Source organism: Neopusillimonas maritima, from assembly GCF_003576595.1.
GTDB lineage: Bacteria > Pseudomonadota > Gammaproteobacteria > Burkholderiales > Burkholderiaceae_B > Neopusillimonas > Neopusillimonas maritima.
In genome coordinates this window covers 40,924-60,848 of sequence record NZ_NQOU01000005.1, presented here as the reverse complement: position 1 = coordinate 60,848, position 19,925 = coordinate 40,924, and the positions used below count along the sequence as shown (strand labels likewise).

Here is a 19,925-nt window from a genome sequence, read left to right as displayed (position 1 = left end):
ACGCTCAAGCGTACGACTTAAGCCGCACTACCTTGAATAATTAACGCCTTCATATCGCGTATGGCTTTCTCCCAGCCGTCAAAAACCGCGCGGGCCACAATGGCATGGCCGATATTCAACTCGGCCAACCCGGGTAATGCCGCTATGGCCTGCACATTTTCGTAATGCAAACCATGCCCGGCATTCACGCGCAACCCCAACGATACACCATGTGCAATGGCGCGACGCGTACGTTCCAGCTCTTGTTTTTGTTCATTCGACCCTTGGTCGGCATGGGCATAATTTCCTGTGTGCAATTCTATAATTCGGGCGCCCGCTTTCGCAGCCGCTTCAATTTGAGCGGGCTCCGGATCGATGAAAAGCGACACTCGAATACCCTGGTGATGCAATTGGTTTACCGCATTCTGCACCTGGTTGAAGTGCTCGACAACATTCAGGCCCCCTTCCGTCGTCAGTTCTTCGCGCTTCTCGGGCACCAGGCAAACATCGTGGGGTTTCACCGCGCAGGCGATATCAAGCATTTCAGTCGTAATGGCACATTCCAGGTTCATTCGCGTAAGCAGTACCTGACGAATAGCATAGACATCGGCATCCTGAACATGGCGACGATCTTCGCGCAAATGTAGCGTAATTAAATCGGCTCCCGCCTGTTCCGCGCGCACGGCAGCCTGAACCGGGTCGGGATACGCCGTAAGCCGCTGCTGGCGCAGCGTCGCTACATGGTCGATATTGACACCCAACTCAATCATGCTGAAGGCTCTTGATCAGTTTGAACCGTATTTTCGTTCCAGCCGCCACCCAATGCTTTGTATAACTCAACCCGATTCATGAGCGAATTCATGCCGGTATCAAGAAACAAGCGTTGAGCGTTGTATAGCGTCACTTCAGCGGTTTGCACTTGCAGGAAACTGTCGATACCGTTCTCGTAACGCAGTTGTGCGATACGCAATGACTCAGAAGCCGACTCTTCCAAGTCGCGCAACGCATCAAGCTGTTCAGCATAGGTTGCCTCACCGGCAAGCGCGTCGGCAACCTCACGAAATGCCACCTGAATCGTTTTCTCGTACTGGGCTATCGCGATATTTTTGCGTGCCTCTGCCAAATCAAGGTTACCGCTGACACCGCCACCAAAAATCGGCATGGTTAGCTGGGGCGTAAACGACCAGAAACGATTGCTGCCACTGAACAACCCCCCCATCGCGTTACTGGCAAAACCGAGCAAGCCCGTTAGCGAAATGTTAGGGAAAAATGCAGCCCTTGCCGCGCCAATATTGGCATTAGCCGCCAATAAATTATTTTCCGCCGCAATAATGTCGGGCCTGCGTGTCAATAAATCAGACGGCAGGCCGACCGGGATTTGCGCCATCAATTGATCGCGACTAAACGGTGCTGATTCAGGCAACATTGGACCCGGCGTATCCCCCAGCAACAATAACAAGGCATTTTGTGCTTGTTGCTCCAGACGGCGAATTTCCTGTAGGTCCGACCTCACCTGATCGAGCTGACTTTTTGCCTGATATAAGTCGAGCGAACCGGCTACACCGATATCAAAACGCTTTTTGATTAAGTCGTATGAATTGCTGCGTGATTTAAGTGTTTGCTCGATGATCTGACGCTGCAGTTCGGTTGCCCGCAAGCGAAAGTACGCTTCGGCAACCTGCGCAATTAATGAAATATGTACAGTGCGCCGTGCCTGCTCGCTGGCCAAATACTGTTGATAAGCGGCTTCGGTTAAATTTTTAACACGACCGAATAAATCCAGCTCAAACGCCGTAACCCCAACACCCGCCTGATACATACGGCTTACGATGGGAGCAGACGCCCAACCGGCACGCAACTCCTCGGGCATCCGCTGAATTGACGCATTGGCACCGGCACCAATGGTGGGAAAGCGATCACTTTGCTGAATGCCGTACAACGCGCGCGACTCCTCGACCCTTTCAATCGCCACACGCAAATCGCGATTGTTATTGAGCGCGATTTCAATCAGCGCCTTTAACTGCGGATCGTGAAAAAACTGTCGCCAGCCCAAGTCGGCGGCAGGAACGGCATTTTCTGCTTGCATCCCTTCAGAGGCGTTGGGGTACGTTTCCGGCACGGGTGCGGCGGGTCGGTTGTAGTCAGGCGAAAGGGAGCAACCCGCCAGAACGAGAGCAACGGCGATTGGTAAAAGCCGATAGTGAAAATTACGCTTGATCATGACTGCCCCTGCGATGTAGCTGCTTCTGATTCCGAATGCGACGCACCCCCGGTTTTACCCAGTTTCTTGGGACGGGTTTTGAACAGCGTCATAATAACGACGAAGAACGTGGGTACAAATACCATTGCCAGCGGCGTTGCCGCCAACATCCCCCCCAGTACGCCTAGACCCACCGCATTCTGACTGGCGGAGCTCGGCCCGGTTGCAATTGCCAACGGCACAACGCCCAACATGAATGCGAATGACGTCATGAGAATAGGTCGGAAACGTAATTTGGCCGCCTCAATCGTTGACTCAACCAGCCCTTTCCCATCTGCATAGGCGTCTTTGGCGAACTCAACAATAAGAATTGCATTCTTGGCAGCCAAGCCCATGACCGTAATCATGCCGACCTGGAAGTAAACATCGTTCGACATGCCCAACAAACTAACCAGCGTCACCGCACCCAACATGCCCAAAGGCACCATCATCATCACCGACAACGGAATTGCCCAGCTTTCATAGAGCGCAGCCAGCAAAAGGAATACAACCAGCATGGCCAAGCCCATCAAAATCAATGATTGTGCGCCTGCCTGCCTTTCCTGATAAGACAGACCCGTCCACTCAAAGCCAATACCCGGCGGCAATTGTTGAATCAAGCGTTCCACCTCCGCCATGGCCTCACCCGTGGAGTAACCCGCCGCGGCACCCCCACCGATTCGCACGGACTCATAACTGTTATAGCGCACCACCTGCACGGGCCCTTGGTCCCACTCGACATCAACCAGTGCCGACATCGGAACCATGCCGCCCTGGGCATTCTTCACATTCAGCGTCATGATGTCGTTAATATTCATGCGGTGATCAGCCTCTGCCTGAACCCAAACATTCTGCATGCGCCCCTGATTCGGGAATTTGGACACATAAGACGAGCCCAACGCGGTGCTGAGCATCGTCGAAACCTCGCTGAAACTGACCCCTAACGCCGCTGCCTTATCCCGATCGATTGAAATCTTCAATTGCGGACCGGGACTCAGCCCCGTAATGCGGGTGTCCGTTAATATCGAACTTTCGTTGGCGAGTTGCAATAGTTGCTGTGCCGACTGCATTAACGTTGCCTGCCCTAAGCCGCCCCGGTCCTGCAAACGCAAGTCGAAACCCGTTGCGTTGCCCAATGACGAAATTGCCGGGGGAACCAACGAAAACACCATGGAATCGGGCAAGCCGAACAAGAGCGACTGGGTGGCTTTCCCAGCCACCGCCTGGGCCGAGTTCTCCGGCCCGGGACGCTCATCGAACGGCTTGAGCGGAACGAACGCCAACGCGGCATTCAAACCGTTACCGTTAAAGCTGAACCCCTGAACTGTAACGATATTTGCCACTTGCGGCTGTTCACTGAAATATTTTTCAACTTTTTCAATGATGTCCATTGAGCGGTTGGCCGTGGCACCCGATGGCAGTTCGATATTCGTAATCAAGTAACCCTGGTCTTCATCAGGCAAAAACGACGTTGGCAATTTATCGTACATAAAGCCCAGCGCGCCGAGGAGGACAAGGTACACAATCATGAGGCGGCCGGTGCGTTTTAAGCTGCGCCCAACCCAACCTTCATAGCGGTGCGTTACGCGGTCGAACGATCGATTAAACCAGCCGAAAAACCCTTTCTTTTCCTGGTGTGAACCCTTGGCAACGGGCTTTAAAATGGTGCCGCATAAAGCCGGCGTAAAACTGAGTGCCAGAAAACCGGAAAACAAAATGGATACCGCCATGGCGATAGCGAACTGCCGATAAATAATGCCGACGGAACCACTCATGAAAGCGAGTGGGAAAAAGACCGTGGACAATACCAGCGTCATGCCGACCACAGCCCCGCTAATTTGAGGCATAGCAAGACGCGTTGCCTCTTTGGGTGACTTGCCGGTCTCCACCATCACCCTTTCAACGTTTTCGACCACCACAATGGCGTCGTCAACGAGAATACCGATTGCCAGCACCATGGCAAACATGGTCAGAACATTAATTGAGAAGCCCAGCGCCAGCATAACTGCAAACGCGCCCAGCACGGCCACCGGCACCACCAGTGCCGGAATCAGCGTGTAACGCACGTTCTGCAGGAACAGGAACATCACAAGAAACACAAGCACCATGGCTTCGAACAAGGTATACACGACCTGTTCAATGGAAAGCTGGACATAGGGCGTCGTGTCGTAAGGAATGGAATAGGACACCCCGACAGGAAAGAACTGCTCGAGCTCTTTCATCGTTTGTTTAATGCCTTCCGCAGTCGACAAAGCGTTGGCGTTGGTGGCCAACGAAATAGCAAAGGCGGCTGTTGGCTTGCCGTTCAAACGCGCACCGAACTGATAGTTATCTTCACCAATCTCAACGCGCGCAACGTCTTTGAGCTTGACGGTTGCACCATCCAGAGTTGAGCGCAACACAATATTTTCAAACTGCTCAACCGATTTCAACTCACCGTTCACGACAATTGGAGCAGACACCCTCTGTGAATTAGGGTTGGGTGGCGCACCCAGAATACCCGCCGAAACAAGCGTATTCTGCGAAGCCACAGCGGCATTCACTTCAGCCATGCTTAAATTAAAGCCCACGAGTTTGTGGGGATCGACCCAAATGCGCATCGCACGGGGCGCCGCAAACAAGCGGAAATCACCTACGCCCGGCACCCTTGAAATGGGATTCTGGATATTGCGGGTGATGTAATCAGCCAACTCAACCTGACTCATGGAGCCATCATCGGACGACAGCGCCACCACCAGCAAAAAGTTAGAGTTACTTTTGCGAATCTGCAAACCCTGTTGCGTTACCGCCCCGGGTAACTGCGCCGTAACATTAGAGATACGATTCTGTACATCAACCTGCGCCATGTCAGGATCAGTACCAGGAGCAAACGTGGCGGTAATTTCAGCAGAACCGTAAGAATCACTAACTGACTCGTAATAAATCAGCCCGGTGGCGCCGTTAAGCTCATCTTCAATAACGCTGGCAACCGTGGTTGACACATCTTCAGCCGATGCCCCTGGATAGGTTGCACGGATGCTAATTTCAGGTGGCGCCACTTCCGGGTATTGCGAAACCGCCATATTCGGAATCGCGACCAGGCCGGCCAGGGTGATGGCCAACGCAACCACCCACGCAAAAATAGGTCTTTCAATAAAAAACTGAGGCATTTGCTGGATCTCTGTCTGTCCGCCGAGCGCCGATACTAAGACGCCCGCATGGGTTGCTGTGCGTTATTTGGAGGACTCGCCCGGGGTACCGGAAGGCCCGCCACCCTCTTTAGGGGTGGCCTTGGCCGCGCCATTAGCCTGTTGCCCTGCCGCCGCACCCGCCGGTTGATCAGGATTCCAGGGAATCGGCTGCACCGGCGCACCAGGACGAATTTTTTGGAAACCCGCCACAATAACCACGTCGCCCGCCGATAAACCGTCGGTAATCAACCACTTATTATCGAGTAACGGCCCGACCGTCACCGGTGTCGCCGCCACTTTGCCGTCTTTCACCAGCATCAATGTGCTGCTGCCATCGGGGCTACGCTGAACAGCCTGCTGCGGCACCAAAAGCGCCTTGCGATCAACACCTTGCCCAAGCTTCACCCTCACATACATACCGGGCAACAGAATTTCATCCTTATTGGGAAAGACCGCACGCAAGCTGACTTGACCTGTAGCCGGATCAACCGTAACCCCGGAGAACAGCAGTTTGCCCGACTCGGGATACAGCGTGCCGTCTTCAAGCATCACTTCAACTTTTGCCGACCCATCGGGGGCTTGCTCAAGCATGCCGCTTTCCAGCGCCTTGCGTAATTGCATAACTTCTGAGGTTGAGCGTGTGATGTCGACATAAACTTCGTCGAGTTGCTGCACAAGGGCCAACTGAGTGGCCTGCGTAGCGCTAACCAACGCCCCTTCAGTAACATAAGACTTGCCGATACGACCGTCGATCGGCGACACAACCTCGGTGTAGCCCAGATCAATTTGCGCCGATTGCACAGCCGCTTTGGCTGCTGCAATTGCAGCCTCGGCCTGCGCGGCAGCGGCCTGAGCGTTATCATACTCCTGACGACTTACTGCGTTATCTTTAACCAGGCGCGCGTAGCGCTGTGCCAAAAGGCGGGCGCTTTTAGCGTCGGCTTGCGCCTGCAACAACTGTGCCTTGGCGCCGTCGAGCACCGCCTGATAAGGAGCGGGATCAATGGTAAAGAGTGACTGGCCTTGTTCGACAACGCCGCCTTGCTCGAATTTGATATCAGTAACAATGCCATTTACCCGTGCACGGATTTGTGCATCTTTAATGGCTTCAACCCGCCCCGGCAAATTTACCGTCACCTCGGTTGAAGTAGGCTCAACGGTGACGACATTGACAGGGATTTTCATTCCCTGTGGTTTCTGTTCTGGCTCCTCACTGCACGCAGCAAGCAAGCCGGCCGAGAGAAGCACAATAACACTGGTTCTCTGCCAGCCAGAGAGTCGGGGTTTAAGCATTGAACGGCTCCAGCAACAAAACCTTTTAACAGGTTCTGCAATATCTGTAATGTTTGGAAAAGAGAAAGTATAAAACGAAACCAGCCCGTACAGTAATAATAAAGATTTCAAAGAATTTCAAAGGCCGCCTCATCATAATGAAAAGAAAAGGCCGGTTTCAACCCAGTAATAAAGTGTCGTCAGACACTATTTCACCGCGTACACGCTCAAACAACTGCAATAACTGGGGAACATCAAGGTTCTTGCGCTGATCACCTTGAACGTCGAGCACAACCTTGCCCTGATGCAGCATCACAGTGCGATCCCCTACTTCAAGCGCTTGTTTCATGCTGTGAGTTACCATGAGTGTGGTGAGTTTGTATTGCGCCACGATGTCACAGGTTAAATCAAGCACGAATTGAGCGGTACGCGGGTCCAACGCGGCCGTGTGCTCGTCGAGCAACAAAATGCGCGAAGGTTGCAAGGTCGCCATAAGTAGACTGACGGCTTGGCGCTGCCCGCCCGACAGCAAGCCAATGCGATCGGTTAACCGGTTTTCAAGACCCAGGCCCAGCGAGGCCAGACGTTCGCGAAAAGCCTCGCGCATCGATTTTTTCACAGCCCGGCGCAAACCTCGCGGCGCGCCTCGACTAGTTGCCAGCGACAAGTTTTCCTCGATCGTCAGATCTTCGCAAGTACCCGCCATGGGATCCTGAAACACCCTGGCCACATGTGTTGCCCGTTCCCAAACAGGCGTCCGGGTCACATCTTGATCATCAACCTGTATGCGACCCTTATCGGTAAACAAATCACCTGAAATTGCATTTAGCAAGGTTGACTTGCCCGCGCCGTTAGACCCAATTACCGTCACAAATCGTCCGGACGGAATTTCCAATGACAAGCCATGCAATGCTTTGTTCTCAATGGGTGTGCCAGGGTTAAAAGTAACGTGTAGATTATCGACCTTCAGCATACTCAATTGCCCCCGCGCGTTCGCAAGCGCTTACGCAAAAGTGGAATAACCAATGCAAACGTGACCAATACTGCCGTGATCAGGTTCAAATCTTGTGCTTTCAGGCCTATAAAATCGGCGTTGAGGGCCAACGCGACAAAAAAACGGTACAAAACTGCTCCAACAATGACTGCCAGCGTCATGAAGAACAATTTGCGCGAGCTTAAGATACTCTCTCCCACAATCACAGCCGCCAGACCAATCACAATGGTACCGATCCCCATCGAAATATCGGCGCCGCCCTGAGACTGTGCAAACAAGGCACCGCCCAGGGCACATAAGGCATTGGCAATGGCCAGGCCTAAGATAACCATTCCGCCCGTCGCTACACCCTGAGCTCGTGCCATGCGCGGGTTCGACCCTGTTGCGCGCATGGCCAGACCCGAACGCGTCGCCAAATAAGCGTCGAGCGCACACTTGACTATGACCACAATCAAGATCATCAACAAGGATCGAAAAACATAATCACTTATTCCCTGCTCAGGTTGCAGCACACTAAAAACAGTGGGCTCCATAATGAGGGGGATATTAGGCGCGCCCATAATGCGCAAGTTAATCGAGTACAAGGCAATCATGACCAGAATACTGGCCAATAAATCCATGATCTTCAGGCGAATGTTCAACCACGCGGTAAGCGCCCCGGCCAACGCACCGGCCAGTACTGCCATGAGCGTAGCCAAAAAAGGATCCCAATCAGCCTGAATCAGAACGGCCGCCACAGCAGCACCCAACGGAAAGCTGCCGTCCACGGTGAGATCCGGAAAGCGCAGGATGCGAAAGGAAAGCAGTACACTCAGCGCGACCAGCCCGAAGATCAGGCCAATTTCCAGTGCCCCCCACATTGAATAAAGCGACATGTTTTACTCCGCGTCAGCGAATCACATTGGCTGCCGAATCGATCAAATCGTTGGAGAGCGTTACGCCTTGTTTGGTTGCAGCTTGCAGATTCACATGCAATTCGACTCCCTCGCTAAGCTGCGAGGGCATTTCACCCGGCTCGGCACCTTTCAGAATGTCGATCACCATCGCGCCGGTTTGCAAACCCAAGTCGTAATAATTCACGCCAAGCGCAGCAACAGCGCCTCGCTTGACACTATCGGGGTCAGAAGCCACCAGAGGAATTTGCGCATCGTTGCCCACTTTTACCAATGCCTCGTAAGCAGAGACAACGTTGTTATCGGTGTTGGTGTAGATAACATCAACATTGCCGATTAAACTGCGCGCCGCGGCGCCGACATCAACTGTGCGTGGCGCACTGGCTTCCATAAGCGTCATACCATATTCAGGCAACATTTCACGCATCTGCTTAACCACAACGGCGGAATTGGCCTCGCCGGGGTTATACACCATACCCACTGTTTTGGCGTTGGGCACAACCGCGCGAATAAGCTCAATTTGACGCTCCAGATCAAGCATGTCGGACACGCCGGTTACATTGGTTCCTGAAGGCTCGAACGATTCAACCAATTGTGCGGCCACAGGATCGGTAACGGCGGAATACACAACAGGAATATCGCGCGTGGCGGCGACAACGGCCTGGGCCGACGGCGTTGCAATGGCGACGATGACATCGGGGCGATCACCGACAAACTTACGGGCAATTTGAGCGGCGATGGCCGTATTGCCCTGGGCGGTTTGAAACTGCCATTTCAACCCTTTTTCCTCGGTGAAGCCTGCCTCTTCAAGCGCCGCCTTTACACCATCTTTAATGGAATCAAGCGCTGGATGTTCCACAATAGAAGTAACGGCAACCGATTGTGCTTGCGTTGCAACAGGCATTGCCACGCATAAAGACAGCAGCGCGCCCAGCAACGGACGAACAAGTTTGAGTTGAATCATGAAGACGCTCCTGATTAAAGTTGATCTATTTTAATGAGTTGATTTCAAACGACAACGCGCCCGTGCCGGTTCGCCTCGGCCAGCAAAGAACGCGCCCACTGTTCAGCAGGCAAACCATACTGATGCCGGACCTGCGCTGCGCGAGCCAGGAACTGCGCAACCGAAACGTCCAGCAAAGGCCCTTTAAATGCCATCGCAACGCGATTACCTTGATCAATTTCGGGCAGCAAGAGCAAGCGGCCGTTAAAGGCTTTGTGCATATGATCGATATTGCGCTTGAAACTGCTATGGCGCCCAAACAAGTTCACCACCAGCATACCGGCATCTTCCAGGGAACGAAAACAAGCGTCATAAAACGCTTGGCTGTCACACACGGGGCCTTGCGCCTGGGCATCGTATAAATCAACCATTAACGATCTGAATCGACCCATTACATCAGGGCGCTCCACCCAGTTGGCCGCGTCCTCATGCCAAATCTTCATTCGACTCGATTCAGGCAAACGAAAATAAGCGCGACAAATGGCGGTTACCTGCGGGTTCCACTCCACCACATGAAGACGACTTGTTGTGTAGCGGTGGGTAAACCGCGCTAACGACCCCGCCCCAAGCCCCAGCATGGCTAACTCATCGTTTCCGGCCGGCTCCAAAAACAATAACCAGGCCATCATTTGCTGTGTGTAAACCAGCACTAGTTCATCCGGCCGGCGCACGCGCATGGCGCCCTGAACCCACTCGGAACCGAAGTGCAGATAGCGCACGCCCTGCTGTTCCGACATCACCGGGTCGTCGTCGGGACCCGGCCCGCTGCGGCGCGCCATGTTAAGCCTCTTTTTCGACTGGCAAATCCAGCGTCACAATAACGGGCGTGTGATCAGAAGGCTGCTCGTTACGGCGCGGCCCTTTATCTATTTCACATGCCGTGCAAAAAGGCAGCAAGGCCGACGAAACCAATGCATGATCGATGCGCAGACCCGCATTCCGGCGAAATGCCATTCGCCGGTAATCCCACCAGCTAAACATTTTCTCTTCCTGGGGAAAATGACGAAAAGCGTCGGTAAAACCCAAACTCAACAACGCTTCAAAGGCCTCCCGTTCGGATGGTGAAACCAAGATGTCACCCTCCCATTTTGCCGGGTCATGTACGTCGGCATCGGCAGGCGCGACGTTATAGTCGCCCAGCACCACCATGCGCGGGTGTGCGGCCAGCTCCGTAAGCAGCCACTCACGCAAGGCGGCAAACCATGCCAGTTTATAAGTGTATTTGTCGCTATCCACTGCCTGCCCATTCGGGCAATACACACTCACAACACGAATATCGCCCTGTGGACTCGGCAAAGTGGCGGCAATAAGACGCTGATGATCGTCGGGAAAGCCCGGCATATTAATTTGCACTGAACGGGCCGGGTCGCGGGAAATCACCGCCACGCCGTTATATGTTTTCTGCCCTGCCCAGCACGCCTGATATCCAATTGCCTCAAATTCCGCCAAGGGGAACTTGTCGTGCGGCATCTTCAATTCCTGCAAACACAAGACATCGACTCCACTTGTGCCCAACCATTCAAGCACCTGCGGCAAACGTACTTTTAGCGAATTCACATTCCATGTCGCCAGTTTCATGACTCTCTTTTTCCTATTGCTAAAGTGGGGCTCAGCTTAGCACCCGTTGCGCTACAATCCTTAAATGAAAGCGCAAAGCACTATTTTAGCGACCCTTCCGCAGGGTCTGATACTTCAGGTCGAAATGGGTGAGCTCTCGTTCAAAGCTTACGTCGCCGTTAGCGAACCCAGCATTGAGAAAATGGCGGAACTGGTTTCCGAAGAAGAATACGTCCAGGCGAACGACTGGCACGTAACGGCGGTGGAAACCGAGGCGCAAGCCGAACAGCAAGTCGAAGATCTGGCCTTCAACATGAACCCCGGCGATGCTGCGGTTTTTCTGTGTGTCGATGAAAGCGCATGTCTTGCAACACTGGCCGCTCTCGGCCAACCAGACGCCGCGCCGGAATGATAAACTTGCCAGCCTCGCCAACCAAAACACAGCCATGGCAATGACTTCCGGTTCAATTTTAATGGTGGTAGCCCCCAGCGGCGCAGGCAAGTCCAGCCTGGTCAACGGCCTGCTCGAGCGCGACCCCTCAATTGTTTTGTCTATTTCGTGCACTACCCGTGAACCCAGGCCTGGGGAGGTCGATGCGGAACACTATCGTTTTGTCTCTAAAGAGGCCTTCAAAGCCATGCGCGATAATAACGAACTGCTTGAATGGGCCGAGGTACACGGCAATTTCTACGGCACCCCGCGCGACCGCATTGAACAGGCAACCCAAAACGGGCACGACGTGTTACTTGAGATCGATTGGCAAGGCGCGCGCCAAATAAAAAAGCATTACCCCGATGCCATTGGCATTTTCATCTTGCCGCCGTCTATTGAAGCACTTGAGACTCGCCTGAAGAAACGGGGCCAAGACGCACCCCAAGTCATTACCAAACGATTACTGGCTGCCGGCGGTGAAATGTCCCACGCATCAGAGTGCCAATATGTTATTATTAATCAAGAATTTAGCACAGCTTTAAACCAACTTTCCCACATTGTGGAATCCGCTAGGCTGCGATACCCCGCACAGGCTACGCGGCACGCAGAACTCTTCTCTCAATTGGGTATCAGCCCCACCAAATCTTAAATTCAACCTTTTGTTTTTAAAGGACTTTAATTATGGCCCGCATCACTGTTGAAGATTGCCTGAACAAAATTCCAAACCGTTTTAATCTTACGCTGGCGGCCACCTACCGTGCCCGTGAGCTCGCACAGGGTCATGAAGCACGCATCGAATCCAAAGATAAACCCACTGTAACGGCCTTGCGTGAAATCGCAGCCGGTGTCACGGGGTTGGACATGTTGCGCAAAGTTCCCACCTGATCCCGCTAAAAGGATGATGTATGGCGTTTACCAGTTTTCGTGGTGCCTCTTCCGGCCTTCTGGCTGTCCTCCGGAAGGGTCCGCGGCTGCGTAAACGCGCCAAAAAAACTAAAGTTCGCAGCAGTACGCCAACATCACCGGCAAATGCAACACCCGCTTCCCCCCCCATTGCTTCGCTTGCGCCGTTAACGCAAATCATCAGTCAATACCTCGATGAGAAAGACATCGAGCGTGTGAAAGAAGCTTACCGCTTTTCAGATCAGGCCCACTTGGGCCAGTTCCGCGCCAGCGGAGAACCGTATATTTCCCACCCCATTGCCGTCACCGAAATCTGTGCAGGCTGGAAGCTGGACGCCGATTCACTCATGGCTGCGCTCTTGCACGACGTCATGGAAGACACCGGCGTACCCAAACAAGAATTGGCCGAACGCTTTGGCCCCGATGTGGCGGAAATTGTCGACGGTCTCTCAAAACTAGACAGGCTTGAATTCGCAACCAAAGCCGAACAGCAAGCAGAAAGCTTTCGTAAAATGCTGTTGGCCATGGCGCGCGACGTTCGCGTTATCCTGATCAAACTGGCCGACCGTTTGCACAACATGCGCACGCTCGACGCGGTCAGCCCTGAGAAGCGGCGGCGCATCGCCCGCGAAACCATGGAAATTTACACCCCGATCGCCCATCGGCTGGGGTTAAATGCCCTTTTCCGTGAGCTGCAAGACCTTTGTTTTCAGGCTACCTACCCCAATCGCTACGAGGTCTTGAAAAAAGCCGTTATGTCAGCGCGTGGTAACCGCCGGGAAGTGTTGGGCAAAATTACCGAAGCCGTTAAGGTGGCACTGCCTGCCGCAGGTATCGAAGCTGAAATTTCCAGCCGCGAGAAATCGTTGTTCGGCATTTACAAAAAAATGGTCGAACAAAAGAAGTCATTCTCTGACGTGCTCGACATATACGGCTTCAGGGTGGTGGTTCACACCCTGCCTGAATGCTATCTGGCCCTTGGGACGCTGCACCAATTGTATCGACCGGTGCCGGGCAAATTCAAAGACTACATCGCCATACCAAAGCTGAATGGCTATCAGTCGCTGCATACCACGTTACTGGGGCCCTATGGCACACCTGTTGAATTCCAGTTTCGCACACGCGACATGGATCGGGTTGCCGAAGAAGGCGTGGCAGCGCATTGGCTTTACAAGAACGACGATAGTGAACTTAACACCCTGCAAAAACGCACCCATCAATGGCTTCAGTCGCTGCTCGACATTCAAAGCCAAACGGGCGACTCAGGCGAGTTCCTTGAGCACGTAAAAGTCGACCTGTTCCCCGATGCCGTTTACGTGTTTACCCCCCAGGGGAAAATTGTTTCATTGCCCCGTGGGGCCACGCCGGTCGATTTTGCCTATTCAATCCACACCGATATCGGTAACCAGGCAATCGCGTCGAAAATCAACGGCGAATTTTCACCGTTACGCACGGAATTGAAAAGCGGCGACCAGGTTGAAATCGTTACCTCCCCCGCGTCGCGCCCCAGCGCCCAGTGGCTGAACTACGTGCGCACCGGTCGTGCCCGATCGGAAATCCGGCACTATTTGCGCACAGTGAAATATGAAGAATCGGTTGCCTTTGGCCAGCGTCTGCTCATGCAGGCGTTCGACCAAATCGGAGCGCCATACCCGCAAGACGATGACCTGAACTGGGAAAAGCTCGCCAAAAGCTCAGGCGCGGCGTCGCGCGAGGAAATTCTTGCTGATATTGGCCTGGGCAAGCGCCTGGCGGCTGTCGTGGCGCGCCGTTTTGCCCCTGAGAACACCATCCTGGCCACTACTGCGGCAGCCGTCGATGAAATTACCACCGCCAAGGCAACGCCTATTTTGATTCATGGCAATGAAGGGCAAGCTGTTCAATTGGCACAGTGCTGTGGTCCACTTCCGGGTGACGCCATTATCGGCGGCATTCGCCTGGGGCATGGGCTGGTCATTCATATGGCCGATTGTTCTGTTGCGCAGCGCCAGCGAGCCCGCGAACCGGAACGTTGGATTCCGGTAGCATGGGCCAACGATACGGCACGCCACCTAAACACCCGGCTCGAAGTCACAGTCATTAACGAACGTGGCGTGCTCGGGCGTCTGGCGGCCGAAATTACCGATGCAGGTTCTAATATTCTGCATCTGACAATGCAGGAAGAAGCGGCGGCTACCGGGCTATTGCATTTAACGATTCAAGTAGACAGCCGCAAGCACTTGGCCCAGGTTATCCGTGCCATCCGGCACGTGCAACAAGTGCAGAAAATTGTCCGTGTAAAAGGTTAAACACCTAACGGGACACTTTCCCTATAAAAATGGCGGGGTCAACCCTTTCACCATTCAAACTGACATTCCAGTGCAAATGCGGGCCCGTCACCCGGCCGGTTGCGCCTACTTTACCAATGACTTGCCCCCGCTGTACGGTTTGGCCTACCGCAACATCGGTAGCCGACAAATGACAGTACATGGTAATTAAACCCTGACCATGGTCAAGAAAGATGGTTTTCCCATTAAAGAAAAACTCATCAACAATCGTGACCACTCCGTTGGCCGGTGCTTTCACCGGTGTTCCCTTGGGAACCGCAAAGTCAAGCCCCGAATGTGGGTTACGCTCTTCACCATTGAAAAAACGCCTTAATCCGAAGGGACTGGACAATGGCCCGCTAACGGGTTCGTCGAGCAAAATATTGCTGGGACCCGTAGGCCTGAACTGCGCATACGCATTAATCTGCTGTTGATATTCCCGCTCGAAACGCTTGAGTTGCTCAGGGTCGGGATTCACATGCTTGCGATTACGCAGTTTGATGTGTTGTTCCTTGTAGTCGCGCGGGGCCACGTTAAATGACATCACGGATACCGTGCCCGCGGCATCCGTTACCTGAATATTTTCCGGACCGGGTGAAGCCTCAAGCCCAATACCTACAACCGCCACCCATTGATCATCGGTATCTTTCAAAACCATCACGGGACGATCGTTGTAGTGCGCCTGCGGCGGCTGCTCATGCGACCCCAACGGCAACACAGCAACACCACCGGGAAAGGCGTGATGCAACGACCTCGCGATATAGCCACCCGCTTGCGCCCATACCGGTACGGCCATAAACAACGCTGTTATAAGCGCTAGCAAGCGTGTTAACGACAATAACGTCATGCTTTGGCACCCTTACGTGTATTGCAAATAATAACGCCCGTTAGCACCACGATGAAACCCAGTAACTGAATCGGTCCTAACGTGTCACCAAACATAAAATAGGCTTCAATGGCCGCCAGGGGCGGTGCCAGAAACATCAACGAAGACGCCGTTGCCGCCTGGCCGCGCCGAATAATATAAATAAGCAAAACGGTGCCGATACCCGTTAAAACAAAAGCCGCCCACAATAAAGACGCCCAAAGCTCCGGCGACCAAACCCAACGATCAGCCCCCAAAACAAGGACACAAATGCCTAAAAAGATCAGTGTCCCGAAATTTTGCAGCGACAACGCCACGCGGATATCCACTTGGGAAATAGAGGTTTTCTGCAAAATTGTGCCAAAAGTAATGGCCAGAATTGCTGCAACACCCACCAAAAATGCCCATAAAGGAAAGGCATTGACCCCATCATTATTTAACGCGGGTTGTATGACGAAAAAGACACCGACCATCCCCATTGTCAGGCCGATCCAGATACGTTTTGTGGGAACCTCTTTGAGAAGCGGGATGGCAATAGCTGCGGTAAGGAGTGGTTGCAAAGCCCCCATGAGAGCCATGATGGCAGGGGGAACACCTCCTGCAATAGCCCAAAAAATACCCGCCAAATACATCCCTTGCAGCAATACACCTGCGATCATGTGCTTATGCACTTCCCGCCATGGCGGCCAGGTTACCCGCCCGTACAAGGCCACGCCGGTAAACAACACGGCTGCTATACAAATTCGAACAAAAAGGAAGAGAGTGGGATCGGCATAAGGCACGATGGCCTTACCTACAATAAACCCGGTAGACCATATAAAAACAAACAGTGCTGCAAAAAAAACCATCATTTCACGTGCTTCCCTTAAAACTTCCGCACGTAACATACCACAGGCACAGCACTGTTTTAAGCTTATAACAAAAAATCATGTAGCCAGCCGACCACCCTGCAACCTAAGTTGGCGGTCGCAACGTGCTGCAACAGCCGGGTCATGTGTCACCATCACTAACGTTGCATTCTGCTCTTTCAACAGGCGAAACATCAATTCAATAACGATTTGCCCATTCTGTTCGTCAAGACTGCCAGTGGGTTCATCGGCAAATAGAATGTCAGGCTGAACGACGAAGGCCCGCGCCAGGGAAACACGTTGTTGTTCGCCGCCCGACAAAGTTCTGGGATAGTGACGAAGACGATCTTTCAGCCCGACTTTCTCAAGCATCCGGGTGGCGGCCTCAAGCGCCGGTTGCCCAGACAATTCCAGCGGCAACATCACGTTTTCAAGTGCGGTTAAATTGGGCAACAACTGAAACGACTGAAAGACAAAACCAATATGCCGTGCCCGCAATGCAGCACGCCCTTCTTCGTCCAGAGAAAATAAACTGTGTCCCATTAAATGCACAGAGCCCGACGTGGGAACATCCAACCCCGCCATGAGTCCAAGCAGCGTGGATTTACCCGAACCCGAGCTACCCGTAATGGCAATGGCCTCGCCCGGGTGTGCATTCAGACTGATATTATCGAGAATTGTCAGCTCGCCGCCCCGATCAGTGACGCGCCGGCAAAGGTTTTGAACTTCAACGGAATTAACCAAACTCATGCTGACTCGCTGCTTAATAATTTTTGCTTCCCTATTTTGCCTGATTCACATCAAGACCGCTGCGGCGCAAACTGAAACGCCGAAACAAAACGAACAAACGATGCTGGTTATTGGCGACAGCCTGGCCGCCGAATACGGCATAGAAAGAGGAAGTGGATGGGTTGAACACCTTAACCGAAAACTGGATGAAATTTCTGCCGGATATCGGGTCAGAAATGCCAGCATCAGTGGCGATACCACCAGTGGCGGTTTAACCCGCCTGCCCGATGCGCTCGAGAAGCATCAACCTTCGATTGTGATCATTGAGTTGGGCAGTAATGATGCCTTGCGCGGCTTATCGCTGGATATGACACGCGAAAACCTGACACAAATGATTACTCTGGTTAAGCAGGCCAACGCGCAAACCTTGCTGATCGGCATGCGCATTCCACCTAATTACGGGCCAACATACACAAAAGCGTTCTACAACCTTTTTCAAGAGTTGGCGGAAAAACACCAAACCGCACTGGTGCCCTTTCTACTTGAAGACATTGCCACCAACCGAAATTACTTTCAAGACGATGGCATTCATCCCAATGAATCCGCTCAGGCCATTCTGGCAGAGCATGTATGGACTTACCTGAAACCGCTACTCAACAGCAATCAAGCGTCTTCGTCGTCGAGCCCTTCCTGAACCACGTTCTGCGCTTCAGGCAGCATTTCAACACCCACGGTTTTGCGCAACTCGCGTAAAACCGCCCGTTCTTCAGCCTGGGCCCACAACATATCAAGCTCGCGTTGCAATGCAACGTTCAGATTTTCATTGGCTGCGCCCTGCTCGGCAGACTCCACCCGAACAACCACGTAGCCCGAATCACCCGAAACACCGGTATAAGCGGGTAACGAATCTGAAGCAACATCGAACGCCGCCAATAAAACTTCCGGGTTGACACCCTGCGGATTAGAGCGGCTAATTGTTTGAGCCGAACCAAAACCTTCCGGCACCTCGGCTTTCTCGGCTTGGTTTTGATAAGCCTGCAAAGCGGTTTCGCCTGCCTTAATGGCCGCTTGTGCGGCCCGCTCACGCACCAGTGCTTGTCGAATAACCTCTTTCACATCTTCCAACGGCTGAATGTGGGAGGGTACAACTTCGTTCACCCGAACCACCAACATTGTGTCGGGAGATATCTCGATAACACCGGAATTCTGCTTTTCCGCCATAAGCGCGTTGGAAAACAAGGCGCGCCGCACACGCGGGTCTTCAAGAAGCGTGGCGTCCTCCCCTGCCGAGGCGGCATTTCCTTTCACCTGCCGGGCCGGCAACAAGCGGTCGGCGCCAATGCCGGATGCGCTTTTAATCTCCAGGCCCAGCGCCTGCGCAGCGGGCTCAAGACTTTGAGGATTGTCGTAGGCCAAATCACGCAAGCGGGAAGCCATATCGGCAAACTGCTCGGCACCTAGTTGGCGGCGCACTTCCGCTTCAACTTTGGCTTTTGCCTGCTCAAAGGTTTCACCGCGCTCTACTTGCACGTCGTTGGCCAAAAACACATGGAAACCGTCAGGCCCCTCGACTACACCGGAAACCTCGCCTTTGTCGAGTGAAAACACCGCTTGCTCGAGGTTAGGCGGCAACGTGCCACGGGTAACCCACCCCAACTGCCCACCCTGGTTGGCAGAACCGATATCTTCCGAAGATTCCCGCGCGATATCAGCAAACTGGTCCGGTTGCTGGGCAACACGGGTGGCGATCTCTTCTGCTTTCTTACGTGCCGCCTGTTTTTCATCTGCACTGGCATCGGCACCGGCCTGAATCAGAATATGGCTGAGCTGCACACGCGGCGGCAGAACATAACGACGCTTATTCTGTTCGTAATAATCCTGTAATTGCTGTTCAGTAGGCGACGCAACTGCAGCCATTGCCGCCGCCTCGTTCAGCAAGAGGTAATCGGCTTTCACGTACTCGGGTACACGCAACTGTTCTTGGTTATTCTCGTACCAGGCCTGAATGTCTGCCTCATCCACCTGAATATCCGCTTCATAATCGGCTGCGTCAAACACTTCGAGCCGCACGGTGCGTTGAGCCGTCAACGCTTTGGAGAGGTATTGTTCGACGGTGGCCGGCACGTTGGCTGTAAACGCGATAGGCCCCAAAACACGTTGCAAAGCCAGTTCGGAACGCTGGCTTTGCTCGAAATCGCGTGAGCTTATGCCCATTGACGCCAACACTTCGTTGTAACGCTCAGGCGAAAAGCGGCCATCAACCTGCAACTCCGGGATAGCGGAAATCGCCCGCCGCAAAACCGTGTCGGATACGCTGAAATGCTCTCGTTGTGCCGTATCAATGATAACGCCCCGGTCGATCAGCGACTCAAGCAGGCTCTCTCTTACTTGCGGCGTTTCAAGTACCGACGGATCGAAGGCAGCCCCCATACGCGCTTGCAATTGCTGCGTTTGGTTTCGTTGCGCAGCTTCAAAATCCTGGAGCGTGATCGTGGCGTCGCCAACCTGCACCAAGTCTTCATCACCCGATACATAATTAGTGTATCCACTGATTCCGACCAACGCGAAAGAAGGGAAAATCAGAATCAACAACACAAGTTGCATCAGACGCTGATGCGAACGAATAAAATCAAACATTCATCGAACCTATAAAGTCTCTGGGCCGGCGCGCACAAAAACGCCGACGCTACCGTTTTATTAACAGCCATGTTCTAGTGCAGCGAGTTTACCACCG

The 19,925-nt window shown here is 53.3% G+C and carries 18 protein-coding genes; 5 read left to right on the top strand and 13 right to left on the bottom strand.

The window, feature by feature from the left end:
• Positions 1 to 17 precede the first annotated feature (17 nt).
• From CJO09_RS12425 to CJO09_RS12385, 9 genes are all read right to left on the bottom strand, one after another.
• A complete protein-coding gene (locus CJO09_RS12425; protein WP_119442630.1) occupies positions 18 to 749 on the bottom strand; it encodes a pyridoxine 5'-phosphate synthase in 732 nt (243 codons plus the stop codon).
• Positions 746 to 2,200 (bottom strand): efflux transporter outer membrane subunit, encoded by a 1,455-nt coding sequence (locus CJO09_RS12420; protein WP_119442629.1) that lies wholly within the window; start codon positions 2,198 to 2,200, stop codon positions 746 to 748. Before CJO09_RS12420 ends, CJO09_RS12425 begins: the two co-directional genes overlap by 4 nt.
• The gene (locus CJO09_RS12415) at positions 2,197 to 5,367 is read right to left on the bottom strand and encodes an efflux RND transporter permease subunit (protein ID WP_119442628.1); all 3,171 of its coding nucleotides are present in this window, start codon (positions 5,365 to 5,367) and stop codon (positions 2,197 to 2,199) included. Before CJO09_RS12415 ends, CJO09_RS12420 begins: the two co-directional genes overlap by 4 nt.
• A gap of 63 nt (positions 5,368 to 5,430) precedes the next feature.
• Positions 5,431 to 6,681 (bottom strand): efflux RND transporter periplasmic adaptor subunit, encoded by a 1,251-nt coding sequence (locus tag CJO09_RS12410; protein WP_119442627.1) that lies wholly within the window; start codon positions 6,679 to 6,681, stop codon positions 5,431 to 5,433.
• A gap of 157 nt (positions 6,682 to 6,838) precedes the next feature.
• The gene (locus CJO09_RS12405; protein WP_119442626.1) at positions 6,839 to 7,633 is read right to left on the bottom strand and encodes an ABC transporter ATP-binding protein; all 795 of its coding nucleotides are present in this window, start codon (positions 7,631 to 7,633) and stop codon (positions 6,839 to 6,841) included.
• A 2-nt stretch (positions 7,634 to 7,635) separates the two neighbouring features.
• Positions 7,636 to 8,529, bottom strand: a complete 894-nt coding sequence (locus tag CJO09_RS12400; RefSeq protein WP_119442625.1) for an ABC transporter permease — start codon at positions 8,527 to 8,529, stop codon at positions 7,636 to 7,638.
• Positions 8,530 to 8,542: 13 nt separating this feature from the next.
• Positions 8,543 to 9,511 carry an ABC transporter substrate-binding protein gene (locus tag CJO09_RS12395; protein WP_119442624.1) on the bottom strand — a complete coding sequence of 323 codons (969 nt, stop codon included), beginning with the start codon at positions 9,509 to 9,511 and terminating at the stop codon, positions 8,543 to 8,545.
• Positions 9,512 to 9,555: 44 nt separating this feature from the next.
• Complete coding sequence (locus CJO09_RS12390) at positions 9,556 to 10,329, bottom strand: class I SAM-dependent methyltransferase (RefSeq protein WP_119442623.1); 774 nt, start codon at positions 10,327 to 10,329, stop codon at positions 9,556 to 9,558.
• A 1-nt stretch (position 10,330) separates the two neighbouring features.
• Positions 10,331 to 11,128: an exodeoxyribonuclease III gene (locus CJO09_RS12385; protein ID WP_119442622.1), complete on the bottom strand. Its 798-nt coding sequence runs from the start codon at positions 11,126 to 11,128 to the stop codon at positions 10,331 to 10,333.
• Between the two features lie 64 nt (positions 11,129 to 11,192).
• On the opposite strand from CJO09_RS12385, the gene CJO09_RS12380 reads away from it, so the two are divergent.
• Genes CJO09_RS12380 through CJO09_RS12365 form a run of 4 tightly spaced genes read left to right on the top strand, consistent with a single transcriptional unit; the run spans position 11,193 to position 14,731 of the window.
• Entirely contained in the window at positions 11,193 to 11,519 is a 327-nt protein-coding gene (locus CJO09_RS12380) for a hypothetical protein (RefSeq protein ID WP_114421658.1), read from the top strand.
• Between the two features lie 34 nt (positions 11,520 to 11,553).
• On the top strand, positions 11,554 to 12,189 hold the full coding sequence (gene gmk / locus CJO09_RS12375; protein ID WP_119442621.1) for a guanylate kinase: 636 nt from the start codon (positions 11,554 to 11,556) through the stop codon (positions 12,187 to 12,189).
• A gap of 32 nt (positions 12,190 to 12,221) precedes the next feature.
• Positions 12,222 to 12,425, top strand: a complete 204-nt coding sequence (gene rpoZ, locus CJO09_RS12370) for a DNA-directed RNA polymerase subunit omega (protein WP_114421656.1) — start codon at positions 12,222 to 12,224, stop codon at positions 12,423 to 12,425.
• A gap of 20 nt (positions 12,426 to 12,445) precedes the next feature.
• Complete coding sequence (locus CJO09_RS12365) at positions 12,446 to 14,731, top strand: RelA/SpoT family protein (RefSeq protein ID WP_119442620.1); 2,286 nt, start codon at positions 12,446 to 12,448, stop codon at positions 14,729 to 14,731.
• A gap of 4 nt (positions 14,732 to 14,735) precedes the next feature.
• Here the strand turns inward: CJO09_RS12365 and CJO09_RS12360 are convergent, their stop codons facing one another.
• The 3 genes from CJO09_RS12360 to CJO09_RS12350 all read right to left on the bottom strand — a co-directional run bounded on the left by CJO09_RS12360 (position 14,736) and on the right by CJO09_RS12350 (position 17,212).
• Positions 14,736 to 15,596, bottom strand: coding sequence for a peptidoglycan DD-metalloendopeptidase family protein (locus CJO09_RS12360; RefSeq protein WP_119442619.1), 861 nt, complete (start codon positions 15,594 to 15,596; stop codon positions 14,736 to 14,738).
• Positions 15,593 to 16,465, bottom strand: coding sequence for a DMT family transporter (locus CJO09_RS12355; RefSeq protein ID WP_119442618.1), 873 nt, complete (start codon positions 16,463 to 16,465; stop codon positions 15,593 to 15,595). The genes CJO09_RS12360 and CJO09_RS12355 overlap by 4 nt, the downstream gene beginning before the upstream one ends.
• Positions 16,466 to 16,540: 75 nt before the next feature.
• Positions 16,541 to 17,212, bottom strand: coding sequence for an ABC transporter ATP-binding protein (locus CJO09_RS12350; RefSeq protein WP_119442617.1), 672 nt, complete (start codon positions 17,210 to 17,212; stop codon positions 16,541 to 16,543).
• On the opposite strand from CJO09_RS12350, the gene CJO09_RS12345 reads away from it, so the two are divergent.
• Entirely contained in the window at positions 17,211 to 17,885 is a 675-nt protein-coding gene (locus CJO09_RS12345) for an arylesterase (RefSeq protein WP_119442616.1), read from the top strand. The genes CJO09_RS12350 and CJO09_RS12345 overlap by 2 nt on opposite strands.
• On the opposite strand, the gene CJO09_RS12340 is transcribed toward CJO09_RS12345, so the two are convergent.
• Entirely contained in the window at positions 17,855 to 19,828 is a 1,974-nt protein-coding gene (locus CJO09_RS12340) for a SurA N-terminal domain-containing protein (protein WP_119442615.1), read from the bottom strand. The genes CJO09_RS12345 and CJO09_RS12340 overlap by 31 nt on opposite strands.
• Positions 19,829 to 19,925: the final 97 nt, after the last annotated feature.